This window comes from Campylobacter sp. RKI_CA19_01121 (assembly GCF_025771295.1).
In the GTDB taxonomy this organism is placed as follows: Bacteria; Campylobacterota; Campylobacteria; order Campylobacterales; family Campylobacteraceae; genus Campylobacter_D.
This window is the reverse complement of record NZ_JAKMQA010000001.1, coordinates 1-12,031: the sequence shown is the minus strand read 5'-3', so window position 1 is coordinate 12,031 and position 12,031 is coordinate 1. Positions and strand designations below refer to the sequence as shown.

General features: G+C 26.6%; 12 protein-coding genes. 5 read left to right on the top strand and 7 right to left on the bottom strand.

Annotation, left to right across the window (positions count from 1 at the left end; genetic code table 11):
- Positions 1-32 precede the first annotated feature (32 nt).
- A complete protein-coding gene (locus tag L8T90_RS00055; protein ID WP_214124792.1) occupies positions 33-677 on the bottom strand; it encodes a hypothetical protein in 645 nt (214 codons plus the stop codon).
- Between the two features lie 218 nt (positions 678-895).
- Between L8T90_RS00055 and L8T90_RS00050 the strand changes: the two genes are divergently transcribed.
- Both L8T90_RS00050 and L8T90_RS00045 read left to right on the top strand, forming a co-directional pair.
- Positions 896-2,803 (top strand): McrB family protein, encoded by a 1,908-nt coding sequence (locus tag L8T90_RS00050; protein ID WP_263736363.1) that lies wholly within the window; start codon positions 896-898, stop codon positions 2,801-2,803.
- Entirely contained in the window at positions 2,784-4,124 is a 1,341-nt protein-coding gene (locus L8T90_RS00045; RefSeq protein WP_263736362.1) for an McrC family protein, read from the top strand. The genes L8T90_RS00050 and L8T90_RS00045 overlap by 20 nt, the downstream gene beginning before the upstream one ends.
- Here L8T90_RS00045 and L8T90_RS00040 read toward each other — a convergent pair.
- The 5 genes from L8T90_RS00040 to L8T90_RS00020 all read right to left on the bottom strand — a co-directional run bounded on the left by L8T90_RS00040 (position 4,116) and on the right by L8T90_RS00020 (position 8,812).
- Positions 4,116-4,808, bottom strand: a complete 693-nt coding sequence (locus L8T90_RS00040) for a hypothetical protein (protein WP_263736361.1) — start codon at positions 4,806-4,808, stop codon at positions 4,116-4,118. The two genes, L8T90_RS00045 and L8T90_RS00040, sit on opposite strands and share 9 nt — an antisense overlap.
- Positions 4,809-4,821: 13 nt before the next feature.
- Positions 4,822-6,744: an AAA family ATPase gene (locus L8T90_RS00035; protein WP_263736360.1), complete on the bottom strand. Its 1,923-nt coding sequence runs from the start codon at positions 6,742-6,744 to the stop codon at positions 4,822-4,824.
- A 62-nt stretch (positions 6,745-6,806) separates the two neighbouring features.
- The gene (locus L8T90_RS00030) at positions 6,807-7,475 is read right to left on the bottom strand and encodes a hypothetical protein (RefSeq protein WP_263736359.1); all 669 of its coding nucleotides are present in this window, start codon (positions 7,473-7,475) and stop codon (positions 6,807-6,809) included.
- A gap of 24 nt (positions 7,476-7,499) precedes the next feature.
- Positions 7,500-8,267: an agmatine deiminase family protein gene (locus L8T90_RS00025; RefSeq protein WP_263736358.1), complete on the bottom strand. Its 768-nt coding sequence runs from the start codon at positions 8,265-8,267 to the stop codon at positions 7,500-7,502.
- Positions 8,264-8,812 (bottom strand): hypothetical protein, encoded by a 549-nt coding sequence (locus L8T90_RS00020; protein ID WP_263736357.1) that lies wholly within the window; start codon positions 8,810-8,812, stop codon positions 8,264-8,266. Before L8T90_RS00020 ends, L8T90_RS00025 begins: the two co-directional genes overlap by 4 nt.
- Before the next feature lie 104 nt (positions 8,813-8,916).
- Between L8T90_RS00020 and L8T90_RS00015 the strand changes: the two genes are divergently transcribed.
- The gene (locus L8T90_RS00015) at positions 8,917-9,177 is read left to right on the top strand and encodes a PD-(D/E)XK nuclease family protein (protein WP_263736356.1); all 261 of its coding nucleotides are present in this window, start codon (positions 8,917-8,919) and stop codon (positions 9,175-9,177) included.
- Positions 9,174-9,266 carry a hypothetical protein gene (locus L8T90_RS07895; RefSeq protein WP_412174988.1) on the top strand — a complete coding sequence of 31 codons (93 nt, stop codon included), beginning with the start codon at positions 9,174-9,176 and terminating at the stop codon, positions 9,264-9,266. Before L8T90_RS00015 ends, L8T90_RS07895 begins: the two co-directional genes overlap by 4 nt.
- 389 nt (positions 9,267-9,655) lie before the next feature.
- On the opposite strand, the gene L8T90_RS00010 is transcribed toward L8T90_RS07895, so the two are convergent.
- Positions 9,656-10,576, bottom strand: coding sequence for a helix-turn-helix transcriptional regulator (locus L8T90_RS00010; protein ID WP_039618391.1), 921 nt, complete (start codon positions 10,574-10,576; stop codon positions 9,656-9,658).
- 539 nt (positions 10,577-11,115) lie between these two features.
- On the opposite strand from L8T90_RS00010, the gene L8T90_RS00005 reads away from it, so the two are divergent.
- Positions 11,116-11,406: a hypothetical protein gene (locus L8T90_RS00005; protein WP_263736355.1), complete on the top strand. Its 291-nt coding sequence runs from the start codon at positions 11,116-11,118 to the stop codon at positions 11,404-11,406.
- Positions 11,407-12,031: the final 625 nt, after the last annotated feature.

Genomic DNA, 12,031 nt, shown 5'->3' with positions numbered 1-12,031 from the left:
TTAGCCTATTTTTATTAAAATAGGCTAGAGTATTATTTTTTCAAAGGTTTATCTCGCATTAGAGCATAAATTAGTCCGCTTGAAAAAGCAAAGCGTGCTAACGCATTTTGTTTTTCTTCTCTTCTTTGCGCTACGGTTTTAAGATTGCTTTTTCTCAAAACTGCAAAAATACTAAGTCCATACCATAATCCTAATGTTATTTTTAAAGGTAGTATTAAAATCATTAGTAATGGATTGTTACGATTATCTCTTAGTGTTGTGTATGCTATATATAATACAACGCATGCCCATATAAAAGCAATGACACCCATAATCATTAGCGCAGTATCTCTTTCTATTCGCATTAGAAATAATGTCATAAAGATTATAAAGGCTAAAGGCAATACAGCAAATAATCCAACACACAAGCTAAGATCTATTGTATTTCTATATATGACTACCTTGCCTTTTAATCCATAATACACAAGCACTGCAGCTATGATGATATATATTAAGATAGCTATGGTGATGATTATTGTATTGGTATAATCTTCTTGAGCTATTTTTGTGCTTGTATTGTTATCTATGGTTTTTTCTATTGTTATATCTTGTTGTGCTGTTGTATAATTTACTTCAGCATTAGTAAAAGTAAAGCATATACACATTAACATGCTTAAAATTAAAAATAGTTTTTTCATTTTATTCCTTTGTTTTTGATTTGTTATTTTAAATTTTTATGTTGATTTTTATTTTTTAATACCTCCTTATGTTATAGATTTACAATAGTTTTTAATTTTGTTGTAATTATATGTTATTTTAACGGACGGTGTTTGTCTATTTTTTATTTTTTTATTTTGGTATAATTAACAATGCAAAAATTAAGTTATAATTATAAAAATCAAAACTAAGGAAAACTATGAGTGATTTAAAAACTAGTTTAAATGCAATTAAAGATAAAAATTTTGGTTATTTTTTTGATAAAGATGGAAAATGTTATATTTATCATACTAAATTTGGCAAGGAAAGAAATAGTGTAATTTCAGGAAATGATAATATTGAATCGAAATTTAGGGATTTGATTGATGACATTTATAAGGAAAATAAGGATAAATTTGATAGTTTAAAAGAAGCTTTTGAGAATTATTTATACATTTATAATGATAAAAGTACTATACATATTAAATTTGATGAAAATGGTGAATTTTTAAAAACAAAAAGCAAAATTGTGGATAATTTTAGCGAAACATTTAGTAAAGAAAAAATAGACGAGATAGATTTCAATCAGGGTAATTTTAAAAAAGATATTTTTGAAAAATGGTGGGATAAAAGTATAAATAGTGCTAAAATGCAAGGTAATGCTACGAATTTATTAAAAGATGAAAAAAAATTAGTTGATAATCTTAAAATAATAAATGATGCTTCAGATGAAAGTGGAAACTTGACACAATTACTCGATAAGCTTGAAAATGTAGAAGGTATGAAAGCTACAGCCAGAGAATTAGCATATTGGATGCAATTTAGGGATGGTAAATTTCCACTTAAAGATGATAAATTTCCACTTGCAAATGATGCTTCTGTAAATACCGCTAAGTATATCTTTGAAATGCTAAATGAAGATTCAAAAAAGAAGCTTGAAGATATAAAAAAAGAGACAACTAAAACTAGAAATGAAGAAATATACTTTAACTTTGTTTTGGATGAACTTAAAATAAATGAAAATTCATATAATCTTCCAAAATACTATATTTTAGATCAATTTTTAAATTTGATTGATAAGATAAAAAAATCTGATTTGGATTTAATTACAAAAGAAAAATTAGATAAAAATGATGAAAGTAAAGATATAAAGCAAAGTGCGTATTATAAACTTCACGAAGCAGCTTATGATTTTGCAAATTTATGTGGCAAAGCAGATATAAAAAGCAATGATTTAGAAGGCTTTAAAAAGCTTTTAAAAACGCATAAAAACATCATTTTTCATGGAATTCCTGGAACTGGAAAAACCTACACTATAGTAAATAATGTAAAAAATATCATTAAAAATGAAAATCAAATGCTCATTACTCAATTTCACCCAAGTTTTTCTTATGAGGATTTTATAGAAGGTATTAAACCTGCAGGGATTGAAAATGGACAATTAAAACTTGAACTTAAAAATGGAATTTTTAGAGAATTTTGTGATAAAGCAAAAGAAGAAGAAAAAGGATTTTTGGAAAAACTCGAAAAAGGAAATTTTAATGAAGCTCTAAGCGATCATGGGTATTTTTTCATAGCTGATGAGATTAACCGTGCGGAATTATCTAGGGTTTTTGGAGAATTACTTTATGCGCTTGAGTATAGAGGAGAAAAAGGTAAGATAAAAACACAATATGCCTCTATGAGAGATGATGAGGATTTTTATGTGCCTGAAAATATGTTTTTACTAGGGACTATGAATGATTTAGATAAAAGTATAGATAGCTTTGACTTAGCGCTTAGAAGACGCTTTATATGGCAAGAAATGGAGTGTGATTATGATGTAATAAGAGATGAAATTTATGCAAATAATATTGAAGAATACGCACAAGCTTGTAAAAAATTAAACGATAAAATTAGTAAAGATATAGGTGAAAAATATCAACTTGGACATTCTTATTTTCTAAAAATTGAATTTAAAAATGATGAGATTAAAGATAGTGATATGAAAAAACTTTTTAGCAACCGCTTTGAAGCGCTTTTAAAAGAGTATTTAAGAAGCGAATATAATGAAAAAGAAATACAAAGACAATTGGATCATTTAAAAAAACTTTTTGTTATAGAAAAAAATGATGATAAAAATAAATGATAATAGCTTTATAGAAATAGAGCAAAAATCTTCAAGAATACAAGATTTTGATCTGTATTTTGAAGATTTTATAAAAAATGGAAATTTCTTTTCTTTTTTCAATGATGATGAAAAAATTTTAAGCAAAAATGCTAAAAATCCTATCATTTCATTGCGAACGATTGAAGAAAATAAAAGGCAAATTGCTGGTGGAAATTATATAGGAAAAATTTCTTATAATGGTTTGGAAATTGAGATAAATTCCAGGTTTGGCAAGAAGTTCTTAGAAAGAATGCTAAATTATGCTAATGATGTATTTGTTGATGATGTTAGTATTTATCAAGATGTAAAAAAGGAAAGCAATATAAGTGAGTTTATACTTTTTTACATCTTTGTGCAAAAACTTGAAAAAAGTTTTTTGATAGGTTTGCCTAAAAATTATCAAAGTAAAAAATACAACGATTTGCGCTTTAAGGGAAATATTGATATGGTTGAATTTATAAAACACAATATCCCTTTAAAAGCAAAGGTTGCTACAAAAACAAGAGAGCAAATAGAGGATGTGCATATTATTAATGTATTATATAAAGCATTAGAAGTCATAGAAAAGAAAAATTCAGGCTTTTTAAAAAATGTAAAGCATATAAAAACCTATTTAGTGCAAAATAAAAGCGAGCATTGTTTTATAAAAGAAAGTTTAAACAAAGCCTTTTCTAGTAAAGCCTTGAGAAATCAAAACTATCAAAACTACAAAGAGCTTTTAAAATATGCAAAAATGATCATAGAAAGTCAAAATTTCACTAGTAAAAATAAAAATGATCAAAAAAGTTATGGTTTTATCGTTAATATAGCAGAGCTTTTTGAAATTTATATAAGTAAGCTTTTAAGAAATAATTTTGAAGAATATATGGTTGATTCTCCAAAGCTTGAAATTTATAAAAATAGCTTTTATAAACGCTATATAATACCTGATATTGTTTTGTCTAAAGATGATACATATATGGTTTTTGATACTAAATATAAAAGAATGAAAATGGAAGGTAGAAGCCAAAATGGCATGGGAGATTTAGACAGAAACGATTTATTTCAAATTCATACTTATATGGGGTATTATCAAAAGATAGGCAAAGTGCTTTTAGGTGGACTTTTATATCCTATGCAAGAATTTGAAAAAGCAAAATGTCATAGTGAAAATTCTATCCTTTCAGATGAGTATAAATTTATAGTTGATGGAATTTTTCTTGAAGATAGTCAAGATAAAGAAATCACTCTTGAGTATATTACCCAAAAAGAAACGCAATTTATAGAAAGGATCAAAGAGCTACTAAAACAATCATTTTAGTAGCTTAACAAAAGAAATTTTTCTTTCTATATCCTCGTGAGCGATAGAGTTTATTTCTAGTTTATAGGGTTTAAAATTTTTCGTGCTAATATTAGCAAATAAAATATCCAAACTCACATCTAAAAGTTTTTTTAAACCTTTTGAAAAATCATAATCTTTCAAATAAAAATTATTTCTTATCAAATTTTCATTTTGTTTTATAATTTCTAGCAATTCTTGCTCTTTAATATAAAATAACCCTTCTATAAGTATGTTTTGATAAGGTGAGATGTCGTTGATGTTTAGCACTTTTTTATCTATCCAGCCATTTTTAGGAAAGGCATATGCACTTGCAAGATGATAGAGTTTGCTTTTTGTATTTGTTTTTTTTAATTTATAGTGTATTTTTGCATTATGTTTTATAAAATCAACAACACAAAAATGTTTAAAATCCGCATAATTTTGACTTAAAAAATTTTCAAAAGACAAAAGTTTGCTTTGAGTATTTTCATCTAAAAAATATCCATTTTCTAAATGATAGCTTTGGCTTAGTAGTTGTATATTTTCTGTGTTTTGAATTTGTGTTTGGAAATTAAACTCATCATTATTTGTTTCATATAATGCTTTAATGTGTTCTTTTGCTTTTATATCATTAAATCCAAACACAAAGCTTTTGTGCATTGTTCCTTGAAGTGTTATGTTCATAGCTTTATCCTTTTTATAAAAATCCCATGTTGATTTTTTCATCATCTGATTTGAGTTTTGATTCTTTTTCTAATTTTTCTAAAAACTCATCGGCGTTTTTGATTTTAAAAATTTTATTTTGTCTAAGGATTAGCGCAAAATCGCCCAAACAAATATTTTGAAGCCTTAAGAGCCTTTTTGCAATTTGCTTTTTATCAAAGCTTAAATTTAATTCTTTAGCAAAAAATTCAAAAGCCTTTAAAAGCTTTTCTTGCTTTAATGCTTGAAATTCTATCTTTAGATCAAATCTTCTTATGCTAGCTTTATCAAGGCTTTGTAGGTAGTTTGTAGAAGCTATGAAAATACCTTCAAAATTTTCCATTTGCATAAGCATTTCATTGACTAAGCTTTTTTCCCAGCTTTTATTTGCTTCATCTCTACTATAAATTAACGCATCGATTTCATCAAGTTGTAAGATAGCATTATCATTAGAAGCTTTTTTGAAAATGTTTGCGATATTTTTTTCATTATTGCCCACAAAAGGATCTAAAATATCACTAAGTTTATAAGAATGTAAAGTTTTATTTAAAACATTAGCTAGTTCTTTGCCAAACTCGCTTTTTCCACTACCTGCTATGCCGTAGCTTAAAATTCTCAAACTTGAATTTTTATCGATATTGTTTATTAGTTCTTGTAAATTTAAATCACATTCTATCAAGCTTAAATCGTATTTTTTGTCTTTTTTTGGCATTGAAATGCCCTGAAGTGATCTTGCTTTTAAATTTTCATTGATCAACCTTACAAATACTTCTTGGCTTTTGCTTTTAAAGATCTTAGCATTATTTGCACATTTTAAAATAACCCCTTGGGAAAGTTCAGGATGAGAAGCTATATTTTCTATAATGACCTCATCTATTTTTATATTTTTTTTATTAAATAACTTTTTTATATTTTGAATTTTCTTTTCTTTGGGCATACTTTCAAGCTCTAAAATCACATCAAAACGCCTCAAATACGCCTCATCCATGTCTTTAGAATTTGATAAAAATACACAAATGCCATTTTCTTCATCTAAGATTTTATTGATTTTTAATTTCTCTTTTAAAGAATCATAGCAAAGACTATCCTCGCACTCATCAAAGACTATCATTTGTTTTTTTGGATTGAGTATCTTTTTAAGTGCGTAAAAATTTGAAATTCTACTTGATTTTTTATCATTTTCGCAATCTTTAACACACAATGCTTCTTTTCCAAGCTCTTTAGCTATGAGTGCGCTAAGCTCGTTTTTGCCTACGCCTGCTTTTCCATATATAAAAATATTTCCTTTTTGGCGTTTTTTTAAAAAAGTAATGATAGTATTTAATTCCTCTTGTATATAGTCAAAATCACTCAAATTTAGTCTAGTTTTAGGTAAAAAATACGAAAACTCACCCATAAGTGTAGTTTTGCTAATATCTTGAGTGAAAATGCTTTCAAAATTATTTATATCTATACCAAAGGCATCGCTATCATAATAACACAAGGTATCTAGTTTAAAAAGCATAGAATCATCACTTAAAGCTTTATTGACATCTTTTGAAGTGTGGTTGAAAATTTTTTCTATGATCTTTTTGCCCAAAGCAGTGCTATAGCCTTGGTGTAAAGCAAATCTACCTTTATTTGCATAGTAAAAAAACGCAAACACATCACATTCTGCTTGAGTAAAATTTAAGTATTTTTTAAGATAACTTAGATTTTTCTTTAAAAAGCTAGGATAGATAAATTTGGAGTATTGTTTGTAGATAAAACTAGGGATTTTACTATCTTTTTCTAGCATATCTTCAAATTCGCTGTAAAAATCTTTTTTGATTTGTTTGCTGTTTGAGAGCATTTGTGCGTGTAGTGAGATGACTTTTACATTATGTGAGTAGTAATCAAAATCCGCAATGTGAGTAAGAGTAGAAGTATTTGTTTGCATTATAAACCTTTAAACTAAGATATATAATGCAATTATAAACAAAATAACTAGACTTTAGTTGTCTAGTTATGAGAATTATTTGGTGTTTTGTTTTCTAATAAGTCTTTATAGAAACTTTCAATGGGGGTTTTGAAATATTTCTTAAAATTTTCAGCACTTATCATATCGCTTTTTGCATTATTGCAAATACAGCAGGCTAGAACACAATTTTCTTCATTGTAGCCTTTATCTGGATCTAATCTTTCAATTTGTAATGAGCTACTAAAAGATGGTTTTTTGGAGGTTATAAGTTTGTTTTTAAATAGATTTTTTAATTTTTCTTCATCGATACCGCAATAATGACATTTTAGTTTGCTTTTATTTTCGATTTTTAAATACGCTTTTTCATACCACATGGCAAATTTTTTCATATCTTCAAATTTTTCTTCAACCATTTTATCGATTGCACTAAATTTTTCATTTTCATCTTTCCATTTTTTGTTGATTCTATACTTCTTTCTTACCACTTCATAGTGATTTTTTAAATTTGCCACATAGTTTTTATCTTTTGATTTTAGTTCTAACTCTTCTCTTACTATTTCTTCAATGTTAAGATTGTATGATTTTGCCTTGATTAGTTTTTTTGTAATTTCCTTACTTCCAAAAACACCTTTTAAATAAAGCTTTAGAAATTTCTTTTTAATATCATCATTTAATTGATTGATAAATTCAACTCTTTCTTGATTTTCCATTTTTAATCCTTTAAACAAATTTAATTATTGTAAAATATTGGCACTAATGCAATGTAAAGCACCACCTTTTTTGATAATAGGCTTTAGATATATACCTATGATTTGCTTGTCTTTATAGATATTTTGTAAAAAGTTTAAAACCCTCTTATCCTCATCAATATTATAAGTTGGCACAAAAATCACCTTATCAAACTCTAAAAAATTTAAATACGCACCCCATTTGTATTTTTGCATAAATTCTTTAGAATAGCTCATTTTTGTAACTTTAAAATCCTTTAAAGCGGTGTTTAATTTCTCAAAAAATTGCACATTTTCTAATGAAAAATCATTGATTAGCACATGATCTTTGCTTATAAATCTTACCATACTATCGCTATGTGCGTATCTATCATAAGCTAGTCTTGGTAAAAAGACTATGTGTTTTAAATTTAGACTTTGTTTTAAAGTATGGATAATGCTTTCCTTGCTAAGTGTTGGATTTTGGCTAAAAATTTTCTCACACATAAAGGCAACGTCATGTTTTCTTATGAAATTACCTCCATCAAGGATTAAATTTAAGTGATTTTTTAGAGGTTTTATAGTGGTTTTTAAATGCGGATAATTTCTAAGATAATCAGGATCGTAAATATAGCTTGTCGCCGTATTTTCATACACTAAAGGCATGAAATCTCTTAACCATATATCATTACTTGGAATTTCTTTAAAAGCGATGTTAAATTTGACAAAATTTCGCACAAGATTTTGATAAATTCTTTTATGTTTTGATGATAAAAGTGTAGAAATGGCTATCATTTATCGCTCTTTTGCACGCTTAAAACTAATAACTCATCATCATAAATAATGTCATATTGTAAGATATCTCCCCAAAGTTTTAATTTACCTTGTGAATTTTCATAATGCTTTATAGCTAGTTCTTTGAGTTTTTGCATGACTTGTGTTTTATCAAGATAGAGCATATCATTACTAATAGGAAATTTAAGCACGCGTAAATGAGATAAAAACATCAAAGCATGCAAAGGCTCGCTTTTGCGTTTAAAATTTGCTTTTATGATGGCTTTTGCTTCTTGTAATTTTGTGTATTTATCTTTTAATAAAATACTTTGTTCTAAAATTGAATTTAAAATCTCTTTATCTAAAATAAAATCAAATTTTTGTATAAATTCTAAAGAGGAATTTACCATATCATAATATCCTTTCAAAAGCCATTCTTGTATGCTTTCACATTCTAAAAACAAAGCTTTTGTTTTAGTAAATTTTTCTACATTGTTATAGCCAAATTTCTTTGCAAGTAAAGCCTCATCGGTGTGAGTTAGGATGTGTTTTATGGTTTGAAGCATTTTTAATCCTTTTTAAATGATTTGTAAAATGATAACTAAAAAAGCAGACAATGGTAGTCTATATTTTTATAGTATAATTGTGAAAAATATTTTTAAGGAATAAAATGGAAATTAGCGAATTTATTGAAAAATTATTAAGGGCTAATGATAAATTTGAAGAAAATACCAAAAAAAGCATGAGTAATATAAATATTTTTGAAGCTCTGGGAGTTGAGTATAAAGAAAATTATCATTCTAAATTTATAGCTTATTTGATAGATCCACATGGTGATCATTATCAAGAGTTTTTTGCAAATGAGTTTTTAAAAAAGCTTGAAGATACACAAAGGTTAAGAAATTTAAAAATCTTACAGCCCATGACATAGAAAGCGTAGAAACAGAAGCTTGTGTAAAAGATAATAGAAGAATCGATGTACTCATAAGTTTAAAAGATAAAAGATATATCATCATATAAAATAAACTTTATACAAAAGATCAACCAAATCAACTCAAAGACTACATAAAACACATAAAAGAAAAAGTTAAAAACATAGATTTTTCATGAAAATATACTTACTATTTATTTGCAAAAAATGAAGATACCGAACCTAGCAAGTATAGCTTAGACACAAAAAATGGATTTAAAATAAATGATGATCTTATATATGATAGCTCTAATAAAAAAATGAGTTATTATTTAAAATTAGATTATAAATGGATAAAAGAGTGGATTAATGCTTGTATAGGTGTATGTGAGAATAAAGTTAAAAACAATGAAATTGATAAAAAATTTTATAGAAAATGACATGATTAAAAAAGCTTTAAAAAAGCCAAAGAAGTATTAAAATCCTGACAAATAAGCAATCATTTGCTTATTTGATCAAGGTATTCTCCAACTACTTCTTTGACTTTATTTGCTATAAAATCAGGTTCTAAAACCTTTACATAAGGTATGTAATAATACACCAAAGGTAAAATTTCCATTTCATGAGTTATCTCAAGCTCTATTTCTATGGAGCCATCTTTGTCTTTACCGGTGATGATTTGTGAATTTAGAGGCTTTCTTTCAAAGTATTTTCGTATAGGTTCTTCTACTAAAAGCCTTACTGTAAAAGGCTTATCAAGGCTAAACCATATAGAATTTACTCTTTGAAGTTTTACTTCTAAACTTTCATCGGTTTGAAAATGCTCTTGGGTTAGGGTGATGTTTTGGATATTTTTTAAATAAAATTTTTTGAAAATATCACGTTTTTTCATATCAAAAGCAAGCAAATACCAAAATCCACTAAAAAAAGCTAGTTTTAAAGGTTTTACTTGGAAAAGTTTATTTTCATATTTAAAGACAATTTGTGTTTTGGTGTTGATGGCTTGTTCAAGGATTTGAAAATTACTTAAATCTTTTTCTTCTAGCTTTTCTGCATCTAAACTAGTATGGATGGGGTTAGAGATATTTTGAGAAAGTTTAGAAAGTAGGGGATGAGCTTTGGCATAAAAGCTGTTTCCAGCACTTTTTGCCATAGTATCAAGCACTTCAAGGATTATTTTTTCATCATCTTGCTCTTGAATGTCTTTGCTTGTATCGATACGCCATTTTCTTCCATTTTTAATAAGCCCCATAGGCTCAAAAACCCCTTGCATGTCTCTTTTTATGGTTTTAGCGCTTACATTGAGTTCTTGGGCTAGTTCTTTTATGGTTATGCCATTTTCAGACTTTACTAATTTTTCATATAAAACTTCAAGGCGTGTTAGTTTGGAATTTGCAATGTATTTTTTAAGATCTTTCATGATTTTTCTCTAAATTTTTTAAAAATATTAACAACAATTGCTTTATAAACAAATAAAGTCTAGTTTATAAACGCTGCAAAACTTGTAGTTTGGAAATGAAAGTTTATTTAGAAAACAATGTTTGAGAGTAAAAGATGATAAATATATAATTATTAGAATACAGAAGATTGTATTTTACTATGTTTAATTAAGAGTGATGAAAGTGTCGGTCAAAGCAGACAAGCTTGTAAAAAATTATATGATTTGCTATATCAGCAAGATTTATCAAATATAAAATTAGAAATCACAAATAAATTTTAGAAAGGAGATAAAAGTTTAAGTAGGCCAAAGGCGGTATTCTAGCTCCCCTTTTTAAAGGGGAAATCAAAGCTAATAAGCCTTGACTATAATTATACAAAGTAGTATAATTATTACTAGAATTTTATGGTTCAATTTAATCACCACCTAGCTGAGTGTTGATTAATACCAAAGGCGGCCACCTTTGGTGTTCCACCCTTTGAAATTATACTCAAATCTTACTTAAACTTCTAAAATAAGAAATGATAAATCTTTTATTTAAAAATGCAAAGCTTTGTATTGCTTTAGCTCTAATGCTTATGCTTAATGTATTTTTATATCTTAAGCTAGATAGCACTCAAGCAAAATTAGAAAAAAGTCAAAGTGATTTAAATTTAGCTTTGGGTGTAAATAATGAACTCGTAAAAATTACTCAGGAGCTTAAAATAAGACACGAACAAGAGTTAAAAGCACTCTTTCATGCAAATACTCAAAAAAATCAAATTTTGTCTTTTATTGTAAAAATGTGTAAAAAAGTGATATTGTTTTACTAAATAGGTGATGTATTAAAATTTTTAGAGTGTGAATTTCAAGGAAAGAATATTGTGGATTTAAATTCTAACAAAGAAAAATACTGCCTGACTAATGAAGAGCAAGTGTTTAATATATTCAAGAAACAATTTCAAAAATAGAATATTTATTATCAGATGAATTGCTAAAGTAAGTTAAATCTCATTTTAAAGATTTACCCCCCCCCTTTTTTTTTTGATATAACTTTAGCTATTTCTTCAATGGAAAATAATACATAACGAGATGCACCCATAGATTCTATCTTCTTATTTTTTGTTAATCTATCTAGTGTCGGAGTTGATATTCCAAGAATACTTGTGCACTCTTTTTTGTTGAAGACTATTTTTTATGCTTCTCAAACAAAAATTCTTTTGTTTCTAAATAGTTTTCATTCATGCTGATTCTCCTTTTTTTGACAATCAATCATGTGTTTATTATAACACTATTTTTATGCTAGTAAGAATTATTCTATAACTTAATACTCTTATATGCTTTTAAAATCAAATTTATAAAATATACTTAATATACTTAATATAAATCAGTCTAAAACTAAACTTTGTTTATTTTTATAGTATATATACTTAATTTAAATCTTAGCCACCTTTCATC

Coding starts and splice junctions, on each gene's coding strand:
- L8T90_RS00035 (WP_263736360.1), bottom strand. CDS start 6,744: ATGCAAACAAATACTTCTACTCTTACTCACATTGCGGATTTTGATTAC.
- L8T90_RS00055 (WP_214124792.1), bottom strand. CDS start 677: ATGAAAAAACTATTTTTAATTTTAAGCATGTTAATGTGTATATGCTTT.
- L8T90_RS00045 (WP_263736362.1), top strand. CDS start 2,784: ATGATGATAAAAATAAATGATAATAGCTTTATAGAAATAGAGCAAAAA.
- L8T90_RS00030 (WP_263736359.1), bottom strand. CDS start 7,475: ATGGAAAATCAAGAAAGAGTTGAATTTATCAATCAATTAAATGATGAT.
- L8T90_RS00010 (WP_039618391.1), bottom strand. CDS start 10,576: ATGAAAGATCTTAAAAAATACATTGCAAATTCCAAACTAACACGCCTT.
- L8T90_RS00025 (WP_263736358.1), bottom strand. CDS start 8,267: ATGATAGCCATTTCTACACTTTTATCATCAAAACATAAAAGAATTTAT.
- L8T90_RS00020 (WP_263736357.1), bottom strand. CDS start 8,812: ATGCTTCAAACCATAAAACACATCCTAACTCACACCGATGAGGCTTTA.
- L8T90_RS00050 (WP_263736363.1), top strand. CDS start 896: ATGAGTGATTTAAAAACTAGTTTAAATGCAATTAAAGATAAAAATTTT.
- L8T90_RS00015 (WP_263736356.1), top strand. CDS start 8,917: ATGGAAATTAGCGAATTTATTGAAAAATTATTAAGGGCTAATGATAAA.
- L8T90_RS00005 (WP_263736355.1), top strand. CDS start 11,116: ATGATAAATCTTTTATTTAAAAATGCAAAGCTTTGTATTGCTTTAGCT.
- L8T90_RS00040 (WP_263736361.1), bottom strand. CDS start 4,808: ATGAACATAACACTTCAAGGAACAATGCACAAAAGCTTTGTGTTTGGA.